The sequence below is a fragment of the Wolbachia endosymbiont of Tettigetta isshikii genome (assembly GCF_041154185.1).
Taxonomy (GTDB): domain Bacteria; phylum Pseudomonadota; class Alphaproteobacteria; order Rickettsiales; family Anaplasmataceae; genus Wolbachia.
In genome coordinates this window covers 1-14,617 of sequence record NZ_JBFTEN010000027.1, presented here as the reverse complement: position 1 = coordinate 14,617, position 14,617 = coordinate 1, and the positions used below count along the sequence as shown (strand labels likewise).

Below are 14,617 nucleotides of genomic sequence, written 5' to 3'. Positions count from 1 at the left end.
TTATCGCTAAAATACTGGAGTTTATCATATTTCCCTTCTTCTCTCTATTCTCTTTCTAATCAATAGTTAGCGTTAAAAGGGCTACTTGGATGACATCATATGGATTAGGATGATAGGAAAAGGAGGCGTTGGGATGGCAGGAGAGAGGGCTACCTGGATGACAACGAAGGGCTGTCTTCATGACACTATCCTGGTAGGCTCAAACCACAGTGTTCATGCAGTTGCAAGCGATACAGGTTGGCAGTCCTGACCACTAGTCCATATATCTTCTAAGCGTAATACGACTACGAAATTTTAGTACAATAGCTTGGTTTCTACTAAAACACAGCATTATGCCAAGAGCAATGCTTGAAGATAAAAGGGAAGAACCGCCATATCTCAGTAATGGCAAAGTTATACCAGTGGTGGGAAAAATGCTTAACGTTACCCCTATGTTTATTATAAATTGTGTAATAAATTGAATCGAAATGCCGAGAATTACCAGTAGATTGAATAATTCACTTTCTCTATATGCAACATAGAGTAAACGAGCCGAAATGATGCCAAACAACATCAATGTGGCTAAACACATAACCAAACCAAATTCTTCTGCTAAGACAGAAAATACAAAATCTGTATGACTATCAGGAAGAAAGATTTTGACGCTACCTTCACCATGGCCAACACCAGTTAACTGGCCTTTTTTGAATGCTTCCAATGATTTTACGACTTGAAAATTATCACGCTGTGTAAAAAAGAGAAAATTGTAAACCCTTTGCTTTATATGTGGAAAACACAAGTAAGCCGTCGCAATTCCAGTTGTGACTATTCCTACTATACATACAAAGTATAAAAGTGGTATACACGCAATAAACATTTGGCAGGTAAAAGAATATGTCAAAAGCATGTACATACTGAAATCAGGCTGTAAAAGTAACAATATGAAAATCAACAGAAATATTATGATTGACACGTGAATTTTAAACTTCGTTCCGCTAGCCAAGACATCAGCTATAACAACAGAAAAAAGGGCCTTACAAACTCAGATGGCTGAATTGAAATTTTGACAACATATAACCATCGTTTCGCCCATTTTGCTTCCATCCCAAGTATTACCACAGCTACCATTAGAATAATAAACAGAGTAAAACCCATAAATGAGAGGTTAAATATGGTTTTTATATTGAGAAAAGAAAATGTTACTAGGGTAACCAATGACAGAACTATATAAACTGTATGGCGCTGTATAAAATAATTTTGCGGTAAAGAAAGACGCTGTGCAATTACAGGACTTGCCGAATAAACAAGAACGAAGCTTACAGTCAGCAAAACGACTACTGGAATAATGAGATAATAATCTAGTGTTCTATACCAGAGTTTAATATTCATTTTGTTCCAATGTGTAATGCCACTATTCCATAGCTCATATTATGAAACTCAACATTCTTAAATCCCACTTCTTCAATTTCAATTTTAAACTCAGCCTGAGTTGGAAACTCTCTGATGCTCTTCACCAAATATTCATAGGAACTCTTATCTTTAGCAACTATGCTGCCAATTTTGGGAATTACTTTAAATGAATATAAGTCATAAGATTTGGTGAACATTTCATTCTGATAGCGCATAGGGGCAAACTCCAGGCAGATAAATTGCCCATTTGGTTTTAATAACCTATATGCTTCACTTAAAGCCTTCTTGCGGTTGGAAACGTTTCGAATGCCAAAGGCTACTGTGCAGTAATCAAATTCGGAATCCTCAAAAGGCAAACTTTCTGCATCTGCACACACCCAATTAAAATTAAGCTGGTTTGCATTTATAGCTTTATCGCGGCCTCTGCTGAGCATATTTTGATTTATATCGCATATTGTGACCTGAGCACTTGGTTCTCTTCTCGCTATTCTTATTGCTATATCTCCAGTTCCTCCAGCGATATCTAAAACCTTAGAGTTTTTTGTAAAATGCACACTATTTACCATCTTATCCTTCCATAGCCTTTGCATTCCAAGGCTCATTATATCATTCATAACATCGTAGCGATTTGCTACGGAGTCAAACACTTCTTTAACTAATTGTGATTTATTCATGCTATCTATTATATCAACCATTATACTATACGATAATTTTATGGAATTTTCACAGGTCTTTTAATAGACCCCTTGCATGACTGTTTTAAACTTCAGTAGTTAAATTAATATAACCAAATGAGGAAAATATATTATAATAAAACTTTTATAGCTCAGCGAATCCATTAAGTGGCAATACAAAATATTATCTCTCTTATCATGATATTATCTTTAGCAATTGTCGATATGGCAACTGATCTGTATTCAGTCGCACTACCGAGCATTGCCCATTATTTTGAAATAGAAGGTCATGTGGTACAGCTTATAATCAGCTTAAATTTGGTTGGAATTGCGATATCCGGATTAATTTATGGTCCACTATCTGACCATTATGGTAGGCGTCCAATCATGCTGATCGGTATGGCAATTTTTACTTTGGCAAGCATTGCATGTTACATAGCTGATAATATTGCGCTCTTAATACTCATTCGCTTTATACAAGGAATAGGGGCTGGTGTTGCAGGCGTAGTTGGGTATGCAGCTATAAGGGATATGTACTCAGGTAGTGAATACTCAAGAGTAATTTCAAAGTTAAATATGGTAGTAGCGCTTTCACCTGGGATAGCTCCAGTGGTAGGCAGTTATATAATTTCAAGTGGGTACAGTTGGAAATTTTTGTTTTTTATTATATCATTCGCAGCAATTGTTATGCTCGTTTTTATTTACTTTAAGTTACAAGAAACACTCACTATAAGTAAGAATGAAACCAGTATAACTAGTGTAATGATCAGTATTCCTAAACAATATATATCAATATTTAGAAATCATCGTTTCCTTGGGTTTGCAGCCATCCATGGATTAACGTTCATGTGGCTTTGGGCGTATATTGCTAACTACCCTTTCATATTTGAGTCTATGGGTGTTGAAGTGCAATATTTCGGTTATCTAATATCAATCATAGTTATATTTTACATAATTGGAACCTTGATTAACAGAAGATATGTGCCAAAAATAGGGGTTAACAGGATGTTAATAATAGGGTTAATGTTGCCAATAATACCTGAGAGTTTGTTGGTATATTTTTACTCCATAGGCAAATTAAACGTGTTTGTCCTTCAAACTGTTTGGATTCCAAGCAATATAGGTCTTGCACTTGTAATAAGCAACAACGTAACCTCTGCGCTAGAAACAATCAAAAGTATAGGGCTTGGCAGTGCAGTTCTCTCATTCTGCAATATGATGTTCGGGGCCATTGGAGTATATATAGTAGGAAAATTCTTTTCTTACGGTATTTTATCAAATTTACTATTAACAATAATATGCTCTACAATTGCGGTTCTTATATACTACCTACTCAAATGTACTAGATCTCTTGCGTAACCTAAACTAAAAGGCAATTATTCTTGGCACTTTTTGTGTGTAATTAAATTTCTTTAATTTAAGTATTAAGAAATTCATAAAATGAAAAAGGTAAAGAAATCCCGAGTGGCGAGTTTTGACTCTATAATACTGTAAATTTGCGCTATAATAATTTACTGACGCTTAGTTTAAGCGCGATTTGGCTGAATGTAGAAAAAATGAAAAAGACATGCAGACGCTATAATTTGATACAATCCGCCAAAAAATACCCTGAGTTTTTTACTGAATTTTGTTATTGAGCCTGCAGATCAAAAACAAGTTTTGAGTCAGAAACACCCTTAGTACTAAGATAATAAAACTGCCAAAGCTTGTCAAGTAGTTTTTTTCATTTCCGTTGAATACATGCCTGATGCGCTGCCAAAAATTAGTTTGTTATGCAAGAAATCTACTGAGTGCAGACCAATTTCTCGCACACACATTTTACTACATGATCAGCACTGATATTAAAATGCTCATAAAGTGTTTTATAAGGTGCCGACTCTCCAAAGCTTTTCATACCGATAAATATACTATTTGAGCCTATATATTTGTGCCAGCCCATTTCACTTCCAGCTTCAATTGCAACTTTAATGCTGTCATTATTTAATATTGCCGCTTTATACTCGTCACTTTGCTCGTCAAAAAGCCTCCAGCATGGCATAGAAACAACCCTTGTGCCTATACCTTTTTCCTGCAATTTTTTTTTTGCTTCAATTGCAATTTCAACCTCAGATCCGGTTGCAAATATCGTCACTTCTAGCTTTCCTGAATATTCGCACAGGGTATATGCACCAAACTTCGATAGGTTGGCAAATTGGTGAGCATCAAAGTGGAATTTGCGCATGTAATTTACATTCTGTCTTGAAAGTGCAAAAAGTACTGGTGACTCTTTTTTTTCCAGTGCAATATTAATGCACTCCAGAATTTCGATTGCATCGGCTGGTCTAAAGACGTACAAATTCGGTATAGCACGAAGAGAGGCTAAATGCTCTATCGGCTGATGAGTTGGGCCATCTTCTCCTACTCCAATTGAGTCGTGAGTCATTACATATATGACTTGCTGTTTCATCAAAGCTGAAAGACGTATAGCAGGGCGGCAATAATCAGAAAACACCAAAAAAGTGCCACCATAAGGAAGAATTCTGCCATGAAGAGCCATGCCGTTCATACAAGCTGCCATAGCGTGCTCTCTCACTCCATAGTGGATATAAGAACCACTATAATCATTGCTATTTATTACCTCCATATGCTTATATTTAGTGCAATTTGACCCAGTAAGGTCAGCAGACCCACCGATTAATTCTGGCATAGACTCAGTTAAAAGTTCCATTACTCTGACGAAAGAAGATCGAGTAGCTTCGTTTGGCATTGCCTCGTGTATTTGTTTCTTTAGGTTAGCCAAATCGCTCTCGATATTATCTGGTAAACGCTTATCAAGTCTTCTTTGCAACTCTTTGCTGGTCGAGGACACGTAGTTTTGTTTTGCTCTCTCAACTGTTTTCATCCAGGCATTTTTCACGTTCTCTGGCACATAAAATGGTTCGTGATTCCAATTTAATTTCTCTCTCATCTTTTTTATATCTTCCTCCATAAAAGCACCACTATGAGCGGAAGATGTACCGGCACGGCTTGAAAATTTTCCGATGATGGTTTTGCAGCAAATAAGCGACGGCTTGTAAGATTTTTGTGCTTGCTCTATTGCAAGCGATATGGAGTTAAAATCATGACCATCAATTTTGTTAACATTCCACCCATAAGCTGAAAAACGCTTTTCTACATCATCAGAGCAAGAGAGGCTAGTAGCACCATCTATAGAGATGTCATTATCATCAAAAAGGGCTATCAATTTATTCAATTTAAGATGCCCAGCAAGTGATGCTGCTTCATGGCTTATTCCTTCCATAAGACAGCCATCTCCAAGCACTACGTAAGTGTAATGATGAATTCCAAACTGCTTTTCAAGGATCGATTCAGCAAGTGCCATGCCAACTGAAGTGGCAAGCCCCTGCCCGAGCGGGCCTGTTGTTGCCTCTATGCCGGGAGTCAAACCAAATTCTGGATGACCTGGAGTTTTGGATGTGAGTTGTCTGAAGTTCTTTAACTCATCTATACTAATGTAGCCTGTCAGATATAATATTGAGTATAACAACATTGAACCATGGCCGTTTGATAAAACGAAACGGTCTCTGTTGAGCCATTTAGAATCGTCAGGGTTGTGATTTAGATATTTAGCAAATAAAACAGTTGCAACATCTGCCATGCCAAGTGGCATACCTGGGTGCCCAGAGTTTGCTTTTTGTACCGCATCAATTGATAAAAAGCGGATAGCATTTGCCATAGATTCCAAAGGTAGATGGTTCATATATCAATAGGAAAACTTAAAAGTGAAGTATAAGAAATTAAACTGGCAAAAACAAGTTGACACTTAATGCTAAAATCCTTAATAATCTAGAGTTAGATTGTGAGAGTTTTTATATGACAACTGTTATCAATAGAAAGTATAGAATCAGCCGTAGGCTTGGTATAAATTTGTGGGGTAGAGCAAAAGATCCAGTAAACAAAAGGAAATATCCACCAGGTCAGCACGGTATTCTTGGATTCAAAAGATTATCTGATTTTGGTAAGCAATTCGCTGCACGTAAGAAATTTAAGTTTTATTATGCAATTTCAAGTAAGCAGCTCAGGCGTATATTCTTAGATGCTTATAACAGAAAAGGTTACACAGCTGATAATTTTATTGGTATCTTAGAATCAAGGTTAAGTTCTGTTTTGTATCACTCTGGCCTTATACCAACAATTTATTCAGCAAAACAGCTCATATCTCATGAGCATGTTACAGTTAATGATGAAGTGGTTAATATATCGAGCTATCGAGTAAAACCTGGTGATATAGTAAAAGTAAGAGAGAGAGCAGTAAAAATCCCTATAGTAGTAGAGGCTGCGGAAAAACAAGAACGTAGGGCTCCAGACTATTTAGAAACAAACAGTAAGGAGCATTCAGTGAAGTTTTTAAGAGTGCCTCAATATTCTGAAGTTCCTTACTCGGCGGATATGGAAGTTAATTTAGTAGTAGAGTTCTACTCTAGGTAAAATAAAAAAAGCCCGTGTGGCGGAATCGGTAGACGCAGCGGACTTAAAATCCGTGGGTTTTGCGACCTTGGGAGTTCAAGTCTCCCCATGGGCACCAATTTAGTTTGGCAGAGTGTTCAAGAAATATGAAATGGCTTGATATAGAAGACATCGCAGAAGCTTTAGAGGAAAGGTTCCCAGACGAAGATATAGTTAATATCGGGTTTACTGAGCTTAAAAAAAAGGTCTTGGGTTTAGAAGGATTTGACGATGATGAGAAACGTTGTAACGAAAAAATACTCGAAGCCATTCAAGTGGCTTGGATTGGAGAAAGATCTTAGACCGCTATTAAACAATCTAATCAGCGCTCCTTTCCTGTGTGCTTGACGCATAGCTGTTGTAATTTGAGCCTACTAGGAGATCCAAGTATCTTGCTACTAGAAACGAAAAAATTTGCTTGACAACCTTCGCCATTACCCTTATTATAGGACTGAAGCTATTATTTATCTTCAGTCTGTGCAGATTAAACGATAAAAAACTCAATGTACTTGGCGTCTTATGTTTAATTTTTTGCACTATGTGCAGCTCGTGTCTTTACAAACTTTCAAGATTTTTACCTAATATAAGCTAAAATGCGCTTGTTAAAGCGTTTAAGACAATAAAAAACGCCAATTTATAAAGTTAATATAAATAATTAGCCACCAACGAGGTTTCTTTTGCTTTTTTCCCATTTAGTGATCTTCTTAAGCATAAAGGTTATACTAACTTTCGTTATCAAACAAGATACATAATAAACTCGCCACACCTTTAACCGCAGGGAAACTTTTCAATTTGTCCTATTACCATTGGTATTAGTTTAGGTTATGCAGAAAGTCCAATGAGGTTTTTCAACATTATACCGCAATTCGTTGTGCTGCCATACACCAGAAAATAAAGACTAGCATAACGAACTTAGATTGTGCTAGAAGTTATATGCGGGAGTGATGAGACTTGAACTCACGACCTCATGCGTGACAGGCATGCGCTCTAACCAACTGAGCTACACCCCCATTTCCTTTTAGCGTTTCTGACTTTAAAGCTAATAAACATATTGTCTTTTGTCAACGTTTTTTGTTTGCACTTTGTTGCCTTTTATATTACTATATAAATAATTTGATTTCACACATGGCTTATACAAATAGTCCTGTTAGGGTTATGCCATGGAGGATAAACTATTTGGAGAAATAAATATGGTAAACTTACCTGAGGTTACTATACGTGATTTGGCTGGATCTGGTGTACATTTTGGTCATAAAATTAGTCGCTGGAATGCGAAAATGGCTCCGTACATATATGGGGTGCATCAAGAAAATCGTATACATATAATTGATTTGCGAAAGACGTTGCCATTACTACAGGTGGCAATGAAGGCCTTATATGAAGTTGCATCTCAAGGTGGTCGCATCTTATTTGTTGGTACAAAATTTCAAGCTTTGGATATTATTGCAAGTGAAGCAGTTCGTTGTGGTCAATATTATGTAAATTATCGATGGCTTGGTGGCATGCTTACTAACTGGGGAACTGTCTCTTCTTCAATCAAGACACTAATTCAATATGAAAAAATACTAAATGATGAAAATAGCGTTTTAACGAAGAAAGAATTAGGGAATATTGAGAAGAAAAGACAAAAGCTTGATAAGGCGCTAGGTGGCATTAGAGAGATGGGAGCAATTCCTGATATTTTGTTCATCATTGATACTAATAAAGAGCACATTGCAGTTAAAGAGGCGAAAAAATTGGGAATTCCAATAGTTGCAGTACTTGATACTAACTCCGATCCAGAGGATATTACTTATCCTATACCAGGAAATGATGACTCAAGAAAATCAATAGAACTCTATTGTAGGTTGGCTGCAGACTTTATATTGACTGGAATAGAATCTAGCTTAGCAAGATCTGGAGTTAAGGTTGGTGATGTAAAGGGTGATGAGTTTATTCAAGAAAAAGGAGATAATATTATACAGACTAAAAAGGGGCATGGTAAAATTTATAAAGAAGATGAAAAGGAGGTAGTAACGAATGAAGATGAATCCAGATAGCATAAAGCAACTACGTAATAGAACAGGGCTTGGTTTAAGTGATTGTAAAAAAGCGTTAGAAGAGTGTAATGGTGATATCAAAAAGGCCATTGATAAGTTACGTACAATAGGGCTTGCTAGGGCTGACAAAAAGTTCGATAGGGTAACTTCAGATGGGCTAATTGCTACGCATTTGGCTGGAAATCGTGGCGTATTGATTGAACTCAATTGTGAAACTGACTTTGTTGCAAGAAATGAGAAATTTATAGAACTAATCTCAAATTTAGCATCAATTGCTTATCAGGAACGCTGTACTAGCGTTGATGAGTTAAAAAATGCCAAATATGAAGACGTTGGTACAGTGCAGGAAGCTATCATAAATGGTACATCTGTCCTTGGTGAAAAGTTAGAGCTGAGCAAGCTTTGTTATATGGAAGCTCAGAACGGAATTGTTGCTGGTTATGTACATGGTGATGTGTGTGGCCTTGGTAAAACTGGAGCTTTAGTGGCATTGCAATCATCCGGTGATAAGTCAAAGTTGCAAGAAGTTGGGAGACAAATAGCGATGCACGTAGTTGCTATGAAGCCCGAAGCTCTCTCTATAGATGACTTAGATCAAGCAAAGCTGAGCAATGAACGTTCTATAATTGAAGGACAGGTGAAAAGCTTAAATAAACCTGAAGAAGTGACGAAGAAAATAGTAGATGGTCGAATGGCTAAATATTATGAAGAAGTTGTTTTACTAGAACAGAAATTTATCAGGGATGATAAAATGAAAATTTCTGATTTTATAAAATTAAGCGAGTCGAGTGTAAACTCTACTGTTAAATTATCTGACTATAAGTTACTTATTTTAGGTAGTAGAGATTAAGTAGTTGAAAATGACTGCCTCAACAGATGAAATAAAATACTACAGGGTGTTATTTAAAATCTCTGGTGAGGCTTTAATGGGATCGCGGCCTTATGGCCACGATATGAAGGTTATAGATCAACTATGCAAAGATGTAGCTGATGTTCACAAGCTTGGGGTTCAGATATGTATTGTTGTTGGTGGTGGTAATATCTTTCGTGGCGCATCTGCATCTTTAAGCGGTTGTGAAAGAGCAAGCAGTGATTATATTGGAATGCTTGCAACTATAATTAATGCTTTGATTTTACAAAATTTTTTAGAGAAAAATTTAATAGACTCTAGGGTGCTGTCTGCAATACCCATGGCCACTATATGCGAACCTTATATCAGGAGAAAAGCCATTCGTCATTTAGAAAAAGGTAGAGTAGTAATCTTTGCGTCAGGTACAGGTAATCCATTTTTTACTACAGATACAGCTGCAGCTTTACGAGCTGTTGAAACAAATTGTGATGTTATTTTGAAAGGTACACAAGTAAATGGTGTATACTCCGCTGATCCGAAAAAGAATGAGGATGCTGTAATGTATGATAAGCTTTCTTATATGGATTTGTTGACTCGTGATTTAAAAGTTATGGATGCATCAGCGATCTCACTTGCACGTGAGAATTCTGTTCCAATTATAGTTTTTTCTTTGAAAGAAGAAAAAATAGTCAATATTGTTAAGGGTCGTGGTATTTATACTATAGTTTCAGATTATAAATGATAGGTAATTTATGTTGAATGAAGTAAAAACTAAAACAAAAGAAAGGATGCTAAAAACTATTCAGTCCTTTCATAATGATATTAAAGGTATACGCACCGGTAGAGCTAGTGCATCATTACTTGATGGCATAGTTGTGAATATCTATGGAGGACATCAAAAACTGAATCAAGTTGCCGGTGTTTCAGTTACGGACAATAAAACATTATCAATTAAAGTTTGGGACATTAGCGTTATAGGTGAAGTAAAAAATGCTATATTGAATGCCAATCTAAATTTAAATCCTGTCGTCGAAGGTAATACTATACGTATAACCCTTCCAGATCTAACGCAAGAAACCCGTGAAAGATTAGTGAAATTACTGCACCAGTTTGCTGAAAATGTGCGAGTTGCGATTAGAAATATACGTAGAGATATTATGGAAGAAATAGAGAAAATGCAGGAAAGTAAAGAAATCTCAGAAGATGATCTTCATAGTGCTAAAAAGGAAATACAGAATATTACTGACGATAATATCAAAAAGATTGATAGCGAGTTATCTATTAAAGAGAAAGATATACTGAATCACTGAATGATGAACGAATTAAACGTTGAATCTCTACCAAAACACTTAGCAATCATTATGGATGGCAATGGTCGGTGGGCAAACAACCAAGGGATGGTAAAAATTGATGGTTATAGAAAGGGCAGCGAGGTTACATATGACATTGCTAAGTATTGCACAACCTTAGCCATACTCTATTTGACTTTGTATGCATTTTCCATGGAGAATTGGCTTAGGCCTAAAGAAGAAACTGATCATCTATTTGATTTATTTTACTCTGTTCTAACTGACGAGGATAAAATCAACTTCATTTGCAATTATAATATTAAGTTGAGTTTTATTGGCAATTTAAGTTTGTTACCAAAAAAAATACTTGATCAAATCAGAAAAGCAGAGGAAATAACGTATAAGAACGATGGTTTATTACTTACTGTAGCGGTCAGCTACGGAGCAAAGCAAGAGATTATACACGCTATAAGCAATATTATGAAAGAAAATATTGCTCGTATATCAGAAGACGAATTTGAAAAATTTCTATATACTAAAGATTTGCCGAAGCTGGATTTGTTGATTCGCACTGGCGATGAAAAAAGGTTAAGTAACTTTTTATTATGGCAAGCAGCTTACGCTGAATTGTATTTTTGTGATATTTTGTAGCCTGATTTTTCTTGTCAAGATTTGAGTAAAGCATTAGAAGATTATACGAAAAGAGAAAAAAGATATGGCAGATAATAATTTTGTGATTAGGATACTGTCCTCAATAGTAATATTGTTTATATTTTCTTTTGCTACATATTTCAGTGATTTATCGTTTTACCTATTAATTTTTTCGATAGCAGTCTTATCTTCTTTTGAATTGTATAACCTAACTCAGGGGAACAGAATCTTATATGTTTTCGCATTACTATTGATTGCGCTACCAAATGCCTCATTGATATATCTATACAATCTGCCACAGGGAAAATATACATTAGTATGGCTCATCTTAACCATCTGGAGCATTGATATTACTGCCTACCTATTTGGTAAGAATTTTGGTGGAGCTAAAATTTGCCCAATTATTAGCACTGGAAAAACTTGGTCAGGGCTTCTTGGCGCAATCCTAGCTGGAATAGTGTGTACAATTTTCGGGTCAATATTTTTAGGTTTATTTTCAGTCTTTTATTCTCCAATAGTTGGCCTTGCAATTGCTACTCTAGCACAACTTGGCGATTTCACTGAATCACTCATTAAAAGAGTTTACAATGTTAAAGATAGTGGAAGTATGATACCTGGCCATGGAGGAGTACTCGATCGTATGGACAGTTTCATTTTCACTGCTCCCATTGTTGCTATCTATGTAAGCTAGCTAACTAAAAAGAACGAAGTGGTATTTCAGCCATGGGTTCTTCTCTTTCTATTAGCTGCCGTCACAATGCACCCTGCAACAGATTTAGATTCTTCGTTGGATTTAAATTTTTCAGACTCTTCAAATTTAAATTCTTCATTCATTAGTTTATTACAATAAGGACAGAATGTTTCGCTTCCTTCTTTATACAAGTATATTAATGGGTGACCAGAACCATCATCATTTTCATCACCACGACAACAAACTATTATATCATTATCCCCCACTGTCATATTGCTCCCTTAGTTTATAATGTCTTATATATTGAATATACATGTTTGGGAATAGAAAATAAACATTATTCTTCACTTCTTATCCTGCTTAGATTAATCAATTCCTTCTGAACGCCCTCTGGCACAAATTTGCTGACACTTTCCCCTAACCTTGCTATTTCTTTTACAAAACTTGATGAAATAAATTGGGTATCCTCAGAGGCAGGAAGAAATATAGTTTCAATTTCAGGAAGAAGTTTATAATTTACCCAACTCATTTGAAACTCATAATCAAAATCCGACACTGCTCTGAGTCCTCTAATAATAACAGAGGCATTCTGCTCTTTAGCAAACTTCATTAACAGCCCATAAAAAGATACAACTTCTGCGCCAATTCCTAGCCTTTTAATTTCATTTTTAGCCATACTTGTGCGCAACTTTACGTCAAAGGCAGTGTACTTATTAACATTTTCTGCAACACCGATTATTAATTTATCAACTAGCTTACATGCTCTTTTTATTATGTCAATATGCCCAAAGGTGATAGGGTCAAATGTTCCTGGGTAAATTCCTATTCTCTTATTAATGTCCATCCTTTATTTTTATATAAATTACTTTAAAAACTTTTGATAGACATAATAACATTTTTTATCTAAAAATGAAAGCATATGGTTGGCCTGATAGCTCAGTTGGTAGAGCAAAGGACTGAAAATCCTTGTGTCGCTGGTTCGATTCCTGCTCAGGCCACTTTTCCATTTCTTAATAAATTTACCTTCTTGTTGCAAAATGCTCTATTATGTGTTATGATATTTATATGAATATTAGTGTAGTAAATTACGTTGTATAGATATTACAATAAAGTATTTAATATCCTATTAAGCGTAATTCTGTTATTCAGCAGCATTGCTTATGCAGGCACTAGTGAAAATTTGCATTCAATAAATGGTGACATAGTTGTTGGTTTATTGAAAACAGAAGAAGAAACATATCCACATGAGGTTGGCTTATCTCAAAATATCTACGAGATGTTTAATAATTGGGGAGTCAAAATCGTACTAATTGATTATAATAAGATAATTAGCCTTAAAAAAATTCAGGCAGAGTCACTTAATCTTGCAAAACAAGATGAAATATTGGCAAGGAAGCTGACATTAGATAGAATAAAAGTTGAAGTTGCAAAGTTTATTAAAGAGCACAAAATAAATGGAATATTTATTCCAGGAAATTACTATAATTTACACTCTGAACCTCTTCCTCCTACTCCTTGTCGCCAGCTTGTTACTGAAGCAATTGTGAAAATAGTAGATGATAATCCTACAATCCATTTACTTGGCATATGTGGCGGTTTACAAGGTATCATGAATGCAAAAGGAATTGAAGTAGTGAGTGTGTCAAATCTTGTAAGTGATGAAGAGAAGCAAAGATCTCATTTAAAATCAGCACCTAATTCACAGCAAGAGAGTGTAACTCTCCAGCAGATCAAAATTGTTCCAAACAGTCGTTTAGCAGTGGTGATAGCTAAATTTTTACCACCTGATGAAAATGGCTGGTTTTCAACATGTTTTCCAGATGCTCATTCAGGAGCGGTAAGTAATACACCGGAAAACAGAAAAAAGTTAGAGTTACTTGGATATAAAATTGCAGCATTTTCCAGTGATGGGGTAATAGAGGCTATTGAAGATAAGTATGGTAATATTTACTTTCAAAGTCATCCAGAAGCGCTTGTTGTGAAGTCAGATAAAAATCTCTATTTATCAAATCACAAGGCTCGTCAAGTTTCAACTCTAGTTGCCATAGCAATTATAAATGATTTTCTTTATCGTGCTTAATGAGCATTATAAACGCCTTGGTTAAAGCTTCAATAACCAAAAAGTGTATAAGCACGTTTATTTATATCAGTCATTAGATTCTCGTATAACCGTATGAGAAACCAGTAGTGCACTTTTCTTTCGTCATTCTAGCACTCACTATATCGCGTTAAGTTCTCTAATTGCAGATAAGTCAACAATAATTTTCACACAAACCAAACGGCGTATCTTCTTCATAATCCTCGGTAATTTCACATAAGTTAAAAGTAGCATGCTTTCCATGGTTCTCTCCGCGGTCTAGGCTCTGTGGACAAAATTTTAGAGAAGTCATAAAAACCTCAGCCGTTTTATCAAATCTGGAAAAAATACGCTTAAAGTTCTTAATTTTGCCGAAGAAGCACTCTATTAAATGACGTTCTTTATAAATATGCTCATCGTAATGTCTCCGCACTTTTCGGTTTCGTCTCGGAGGAATAACTACTGTGCACCC

15 protein-coding genes, 3 tRNA genes and 2 pseudogenes are annotated in these 14,617 nt (G+C 35.7%); 12 read left to right on the top strand and 8 right to left on the bottom strand.

Going from position 1 to position 14,617, the window contains the following annotated elements; all coding sequences use genetic code 11:
• Nucleotides 1-253 precede the first annotated feature (253 nt).
• From AB6N09_RS05145 to ubiE, 3 genes are read right to left on the bottom strand one after another with little or no spacing between them, the layout of a single operon-like run.
• A complete protein-coding gene (locus AB6N09_RS05145; RefSeq protein ID WP_411131858.1) occupies nt 254-952 on the bottom strand; it encodes an FtsW/RodA/SpoVE family cell cycle protein in 699 nt (232 codons plus the stop codon).
• A 38-nt stretch (nt 953-990) separates the two neighbouring features.
• On the bottom strand, nt 991-1,368 hold the full coding sequence (locus AB6N09_RS05140; RefSeq protein ID WP_411131857.1) for an FtsW/RodA/SpoVE family cell cycle protein: 378 nt from the start codon (nt 1,366-1,368) through the stop codon (nt 991-993).
• Nucleotides 1,365-2,063 carry a bifunctional demethylmenaquinone methyltransferase/2-methoxy-6-polyprenyl-1,4-benzoquinol methylase UbiE gene (gene ubiE, locus AB6N09_RS05135; RefSeq protein WP_411131861.1) on the bottom strand — a complete coding sequence of 233 codons (699 nt, stop codon included), beginning with the start codon at nt 2,061-2,063 and terminating at the stop codon, nt 1,365-1,367. The genes AB6N09_RS05140 and ubiE overlap by 4 nt, the downstream gene beginning before the upstream one ends.
• 198 nt (nt 2,064-2,261) lie before the next feature.
• Here ubiE and AB6N09_RS05130 point away from each other — a divergent pair, with 198 nt between their 5' ends.
• On the top strand, nt 2,262-3,422 hold the full coding sequence (locus AB6N09_RS05130) for a multidrug effflux MFS transporter (RefSeq protein ID WP_411131860.1): 1,161 nt from the start codon (nt 2,262-2,264) through the stop codon (nt 3,420-3,422).
• Nucleotides 3,423-3,846: 424 nt separating this feature from the next.
• Here the strand turns inward: AB6N09_RS05130 and tkt are convergent, their stop codons facing one another.
• Complete coding sequence (tkt, locus tag AB6N09_RS05125) at nt 3,847-5,802, bottom strand: transketolase (RefSeq protein WP_411131856.1); 1,956 nt, start codon at nt 5,800-5,802, stop codon at nt 3,847-3,849.
• Nucleotides 5,803-5,915: 113 nt separating this feature from the next.
• Between tkt and rpsD the strand changes: the two genes are divergently transcribed.
• From rpsD to iscX, 3 genes are all read left to right on the top strand, one after another.
• On the top strand, nt 5,916-6,530 hold the full coding sequence (gene rpsD, locus AB6N09_RS05120) for a 30S ribosomal protein S4 (protein ID WP_411131855.1): 615 nt from the start codon (nt 5,916-5,918) through the stop codon (nt 6,528-6,530).
• A gap of 10 nt (nt 6,531-6,540) precedes the next feature.
• Nucleotides 6,541-6,627, top strand: a tRNA-Leu gene (locus AB6N09_RS05115).
• Between the two features lie 28 nt (nt 6,628-6,655).
• Complete coding sequence (gene iscX, locus AB6N09_RS05110) at nt 6,656-6,850, top strand: Fe-S cluster assembly protein IscX (protein WP_411131854.1); 195 nt, start codon at nt 6,656-6,658, stop codon at nt 6,848-6,850.
• Nucleotides 6,851-7,484: 634 nt separating this feature from the next.
• Here iscX and AB6N09_RS05105 read toward each other — a convergent pair.
• Nucleotides 7,485-7,558: transfer RNA gene (locus tag AB6N09_RS05105), tRNA-Asp, on the bottom strand.
• Between the two features lie 180 nt (nt 7,559-7,738).
• Between AB6N09_RS05105 and rpsB the strand changes: the two genes are divergently transcribed.
• From rpsB to AB6N09_RS05075, 6 genes and pseudogenes are all read left to right on the top strand, one after another.
• On the top strand, nt 7,739-8,587 hold the full coding sequence (gene rpsB / locus AB6N09_RS05100; protein WP_411131859.1) for a 30S ribosomal protein S2: 849 nt from the start codon (nt 7,739-7,741) through the stop codon (nt 8,585-8,587).
• The gene (gene tsf, locus AB6N09_RS05095; RefSeq protein ID WP_411131853.1) at nt 8,568-9,437 is read left to right on the top strand and encodes a translation elongation factor Ts; all 870 of its coding nucleotides are present in this window, start codon (nt 8,568-8,570) and stop codon (nt 9,435-9,437) included. The genes rpsB and tsf overlap by 20 nt, the downstream gene beginning before the upstream one ends.
• A gap of 10 nt (nt 9,438-9,447) precedes the next feature.
• Nucleotides 9,448-10,179 (top strand): UMP kinase, encoded by a 732-nt coding sequence (gene pyrH / locus AB6N09_RS05090; RefSeq protein WP_411131852.1) that lies wholly within the window; start codon nt 9,448-9,450, stop codon nt 10,177-10,179.
• Nucleotides 10,180-10,189: 10 nt separating this feature from the next.
• A complete protein-coding gene (gene frr / locus AB6N09_RS05085; protein ID WP_411131851.1) occupies nt 10,190-10,747 on the top strand; it encodes a ribosome recycling factor in 558 nt (185 codons plus the stop codon).
• Nucleotides 10,748-10,750: 3 nt separating this feature from the next.
• A pseudogene (gene uppS, locus AB6N09_RS05080) lies at nt 10,751-11,452 on the top strand (polyprenyl diphosphate synthase).
• Complete coding sequence (locus tag AB6N09_RS05075) at nt 11,442-12,068, top strand: phosphatidate cytidylyltransferase (RefSeq protein ID WP_411131850.1); 627 nt, start codon at nt 11,442-11,444, stop codon at nt 12,066-12,068. The pseudogene uppS and the gene AB6N09_RS05075 overlap by 11 nt, the downstream one beginning before the upstream one ends.
• Nucleotides 12,069-12,094: 26 nt before the next feature.
• Here the strand turns inward: AB6N09_RS05075 and AB6N09_RS05070 are convergent, their stop codons facing one another.
• Nucleotides 12,095-12,340, bottom strand: a complete 246-nt coding sequence (locus AB6N09_RS05070) for a zinc-finger domain-containing protein (protein WP_411131849.1) — start codon at nt 12,338-12,340, stop codon at nt 12,095-12,097.
• Between the two features lie 65 nt (nt 12,341-12,405).
• Nucleotides 12,406-12,912 (bottom strand): pantetheine-phosphate adenylyltransferase, encoded by a 507-nt coding sequence (gene coaD / locus AB6N09_RS05065; protein ID WP_411131848.1) that lies wholly within the window; start codon nt 12,910-12,912, stop codon nt 12,406-12,408.
• 81 nt (nt 12,913-12,993) lie between these two features.
• On the opposite strand from coaD, the gene AB6N09_RS05060 reads away from it, so the two are divergent.
• Together AB6N09_RS05060 and AB6N09_RS05055 are read left to right on the top strand one after the other, a co-directional pair.
• Nucleotides 12,994-13,066 (top strand) — tRNA-Phe (locus tag AB6N09_RS05060).
• Between the two features lie 92 nt (nt 13,067-13,158).
• Nucleotides 13,159-14,148, top strand: coding sequence for a glutamine amidotransferase-related protein (locus AB6N09_RS05055; protein WP_411131847.1), 990 nt, complete (start codon nt 13,159-13,161; stop codon nt 14,146-14,148).
• 298 nt (nt 14,149-14,446) lie between these two features.
• Here AB6N09_RS05055 and AB6N09_RS05050 read toward each other — a convergent pair.
• Nucleotides 14,447-14,617: pseudogene (locus tag AB6N09_RS05050) on the bottom strand (IS5-like element ISSoc13 family transposase); the annotation flags it as partial.

What these genes read in the sequence shown, in the direction of transcription:
- AB6N09_RS05140 (WP_411131857.1), bottom strand. Translation starts at nt 1,368, where the DNA reads ATGAATATTAAACTCTGGTATAGAACACTAGATTATTATCTCATTATT.
- ubiE (WP_411131861.1), bottom strand. Translation starts at nt 2,063, where the DNA reads ATGAATAAATCACAATTAGTTAAAGAAGTGTTTGACTCCGTAGCAAAT.
- AB6N09_RS05130 (WP_411131860.1), top strand. Translation starts at nt 2,262, where the DNA reads ATGATATTATCTTTAGCAATTGTCGATATGGCAACTGATCTGTATTCA.
- tkt (WP_411131856.1), bottom strand. Translation starts at nt 5,802, where the DNA reads ATGAACCATCTACCTTTGGAATCTATGGCAAATGCTATCCGCTTTTTA.
- rpsD (WP_411131855.1), top strand. Translation starts at nt 5,916, where the DNA reads ATGACAACTGTTATCAATAGAAAGTATAGAATCAGCCGTAGGCTTGGT.
- iscX (WP_411131854.1), top strand. Translation starts at nt 6,656, where the DNA reads ATGAAATGGCTTGATATAGAAGACATCGCAGAAGCTTTAGAGGAAAGG.
- rpsB (WP_411131859.1), top strand. Translation starts at nt 7,739, where the DNA reads ATGGTAAACTTACCTGAGGTTACTATACGTGATTTGGCTGGATCTGGT.
- tsf (WP_411131853.1), top strand. Translation starts at nt 8,568, where the DNA reads ATGAAGATGAATCCAGATAGCATAAAGCAACTACGTAATAGAACAGGG.
- pyrH (WP_411131852.1), top strand. Translation starts at nt 9,448, where the DNA reads ATGACTGCCTCAACAGATGAAATAAAATACTACAGGGTGTTATTTAAA.
- frr (WP_411131851.1), top strand. Translation starts at nt 10,190, where the DNA reads ATGTTGAATGAAGTAAAAACTAAAACAAAAGAAAGGATGCTAAAAACT.
- AB6N09_RS05075 (WP_411131850.1), top strand. Translation starts at nt 11,442, where the DNA reads ATGGCAGATAATAATTTTGTGATTAGGATACTGTCCTCAATAGTAATA.
- AB6N09_RS05070 (WP_411131849.1), bottom strand. Translation starts at nt 12,340, where the DNA reads ATGACAGTGGGGGATAATGATATAATAGTTTGTTGTCGTGGTGATGAA.
- coaD (WP_411131848.1), bottom strand. Translation starts at nt 12,912, where the DNA reads ATGGACATTAATAAGAGAATAGGAATTTACCCAGGAACATTTGACCCT.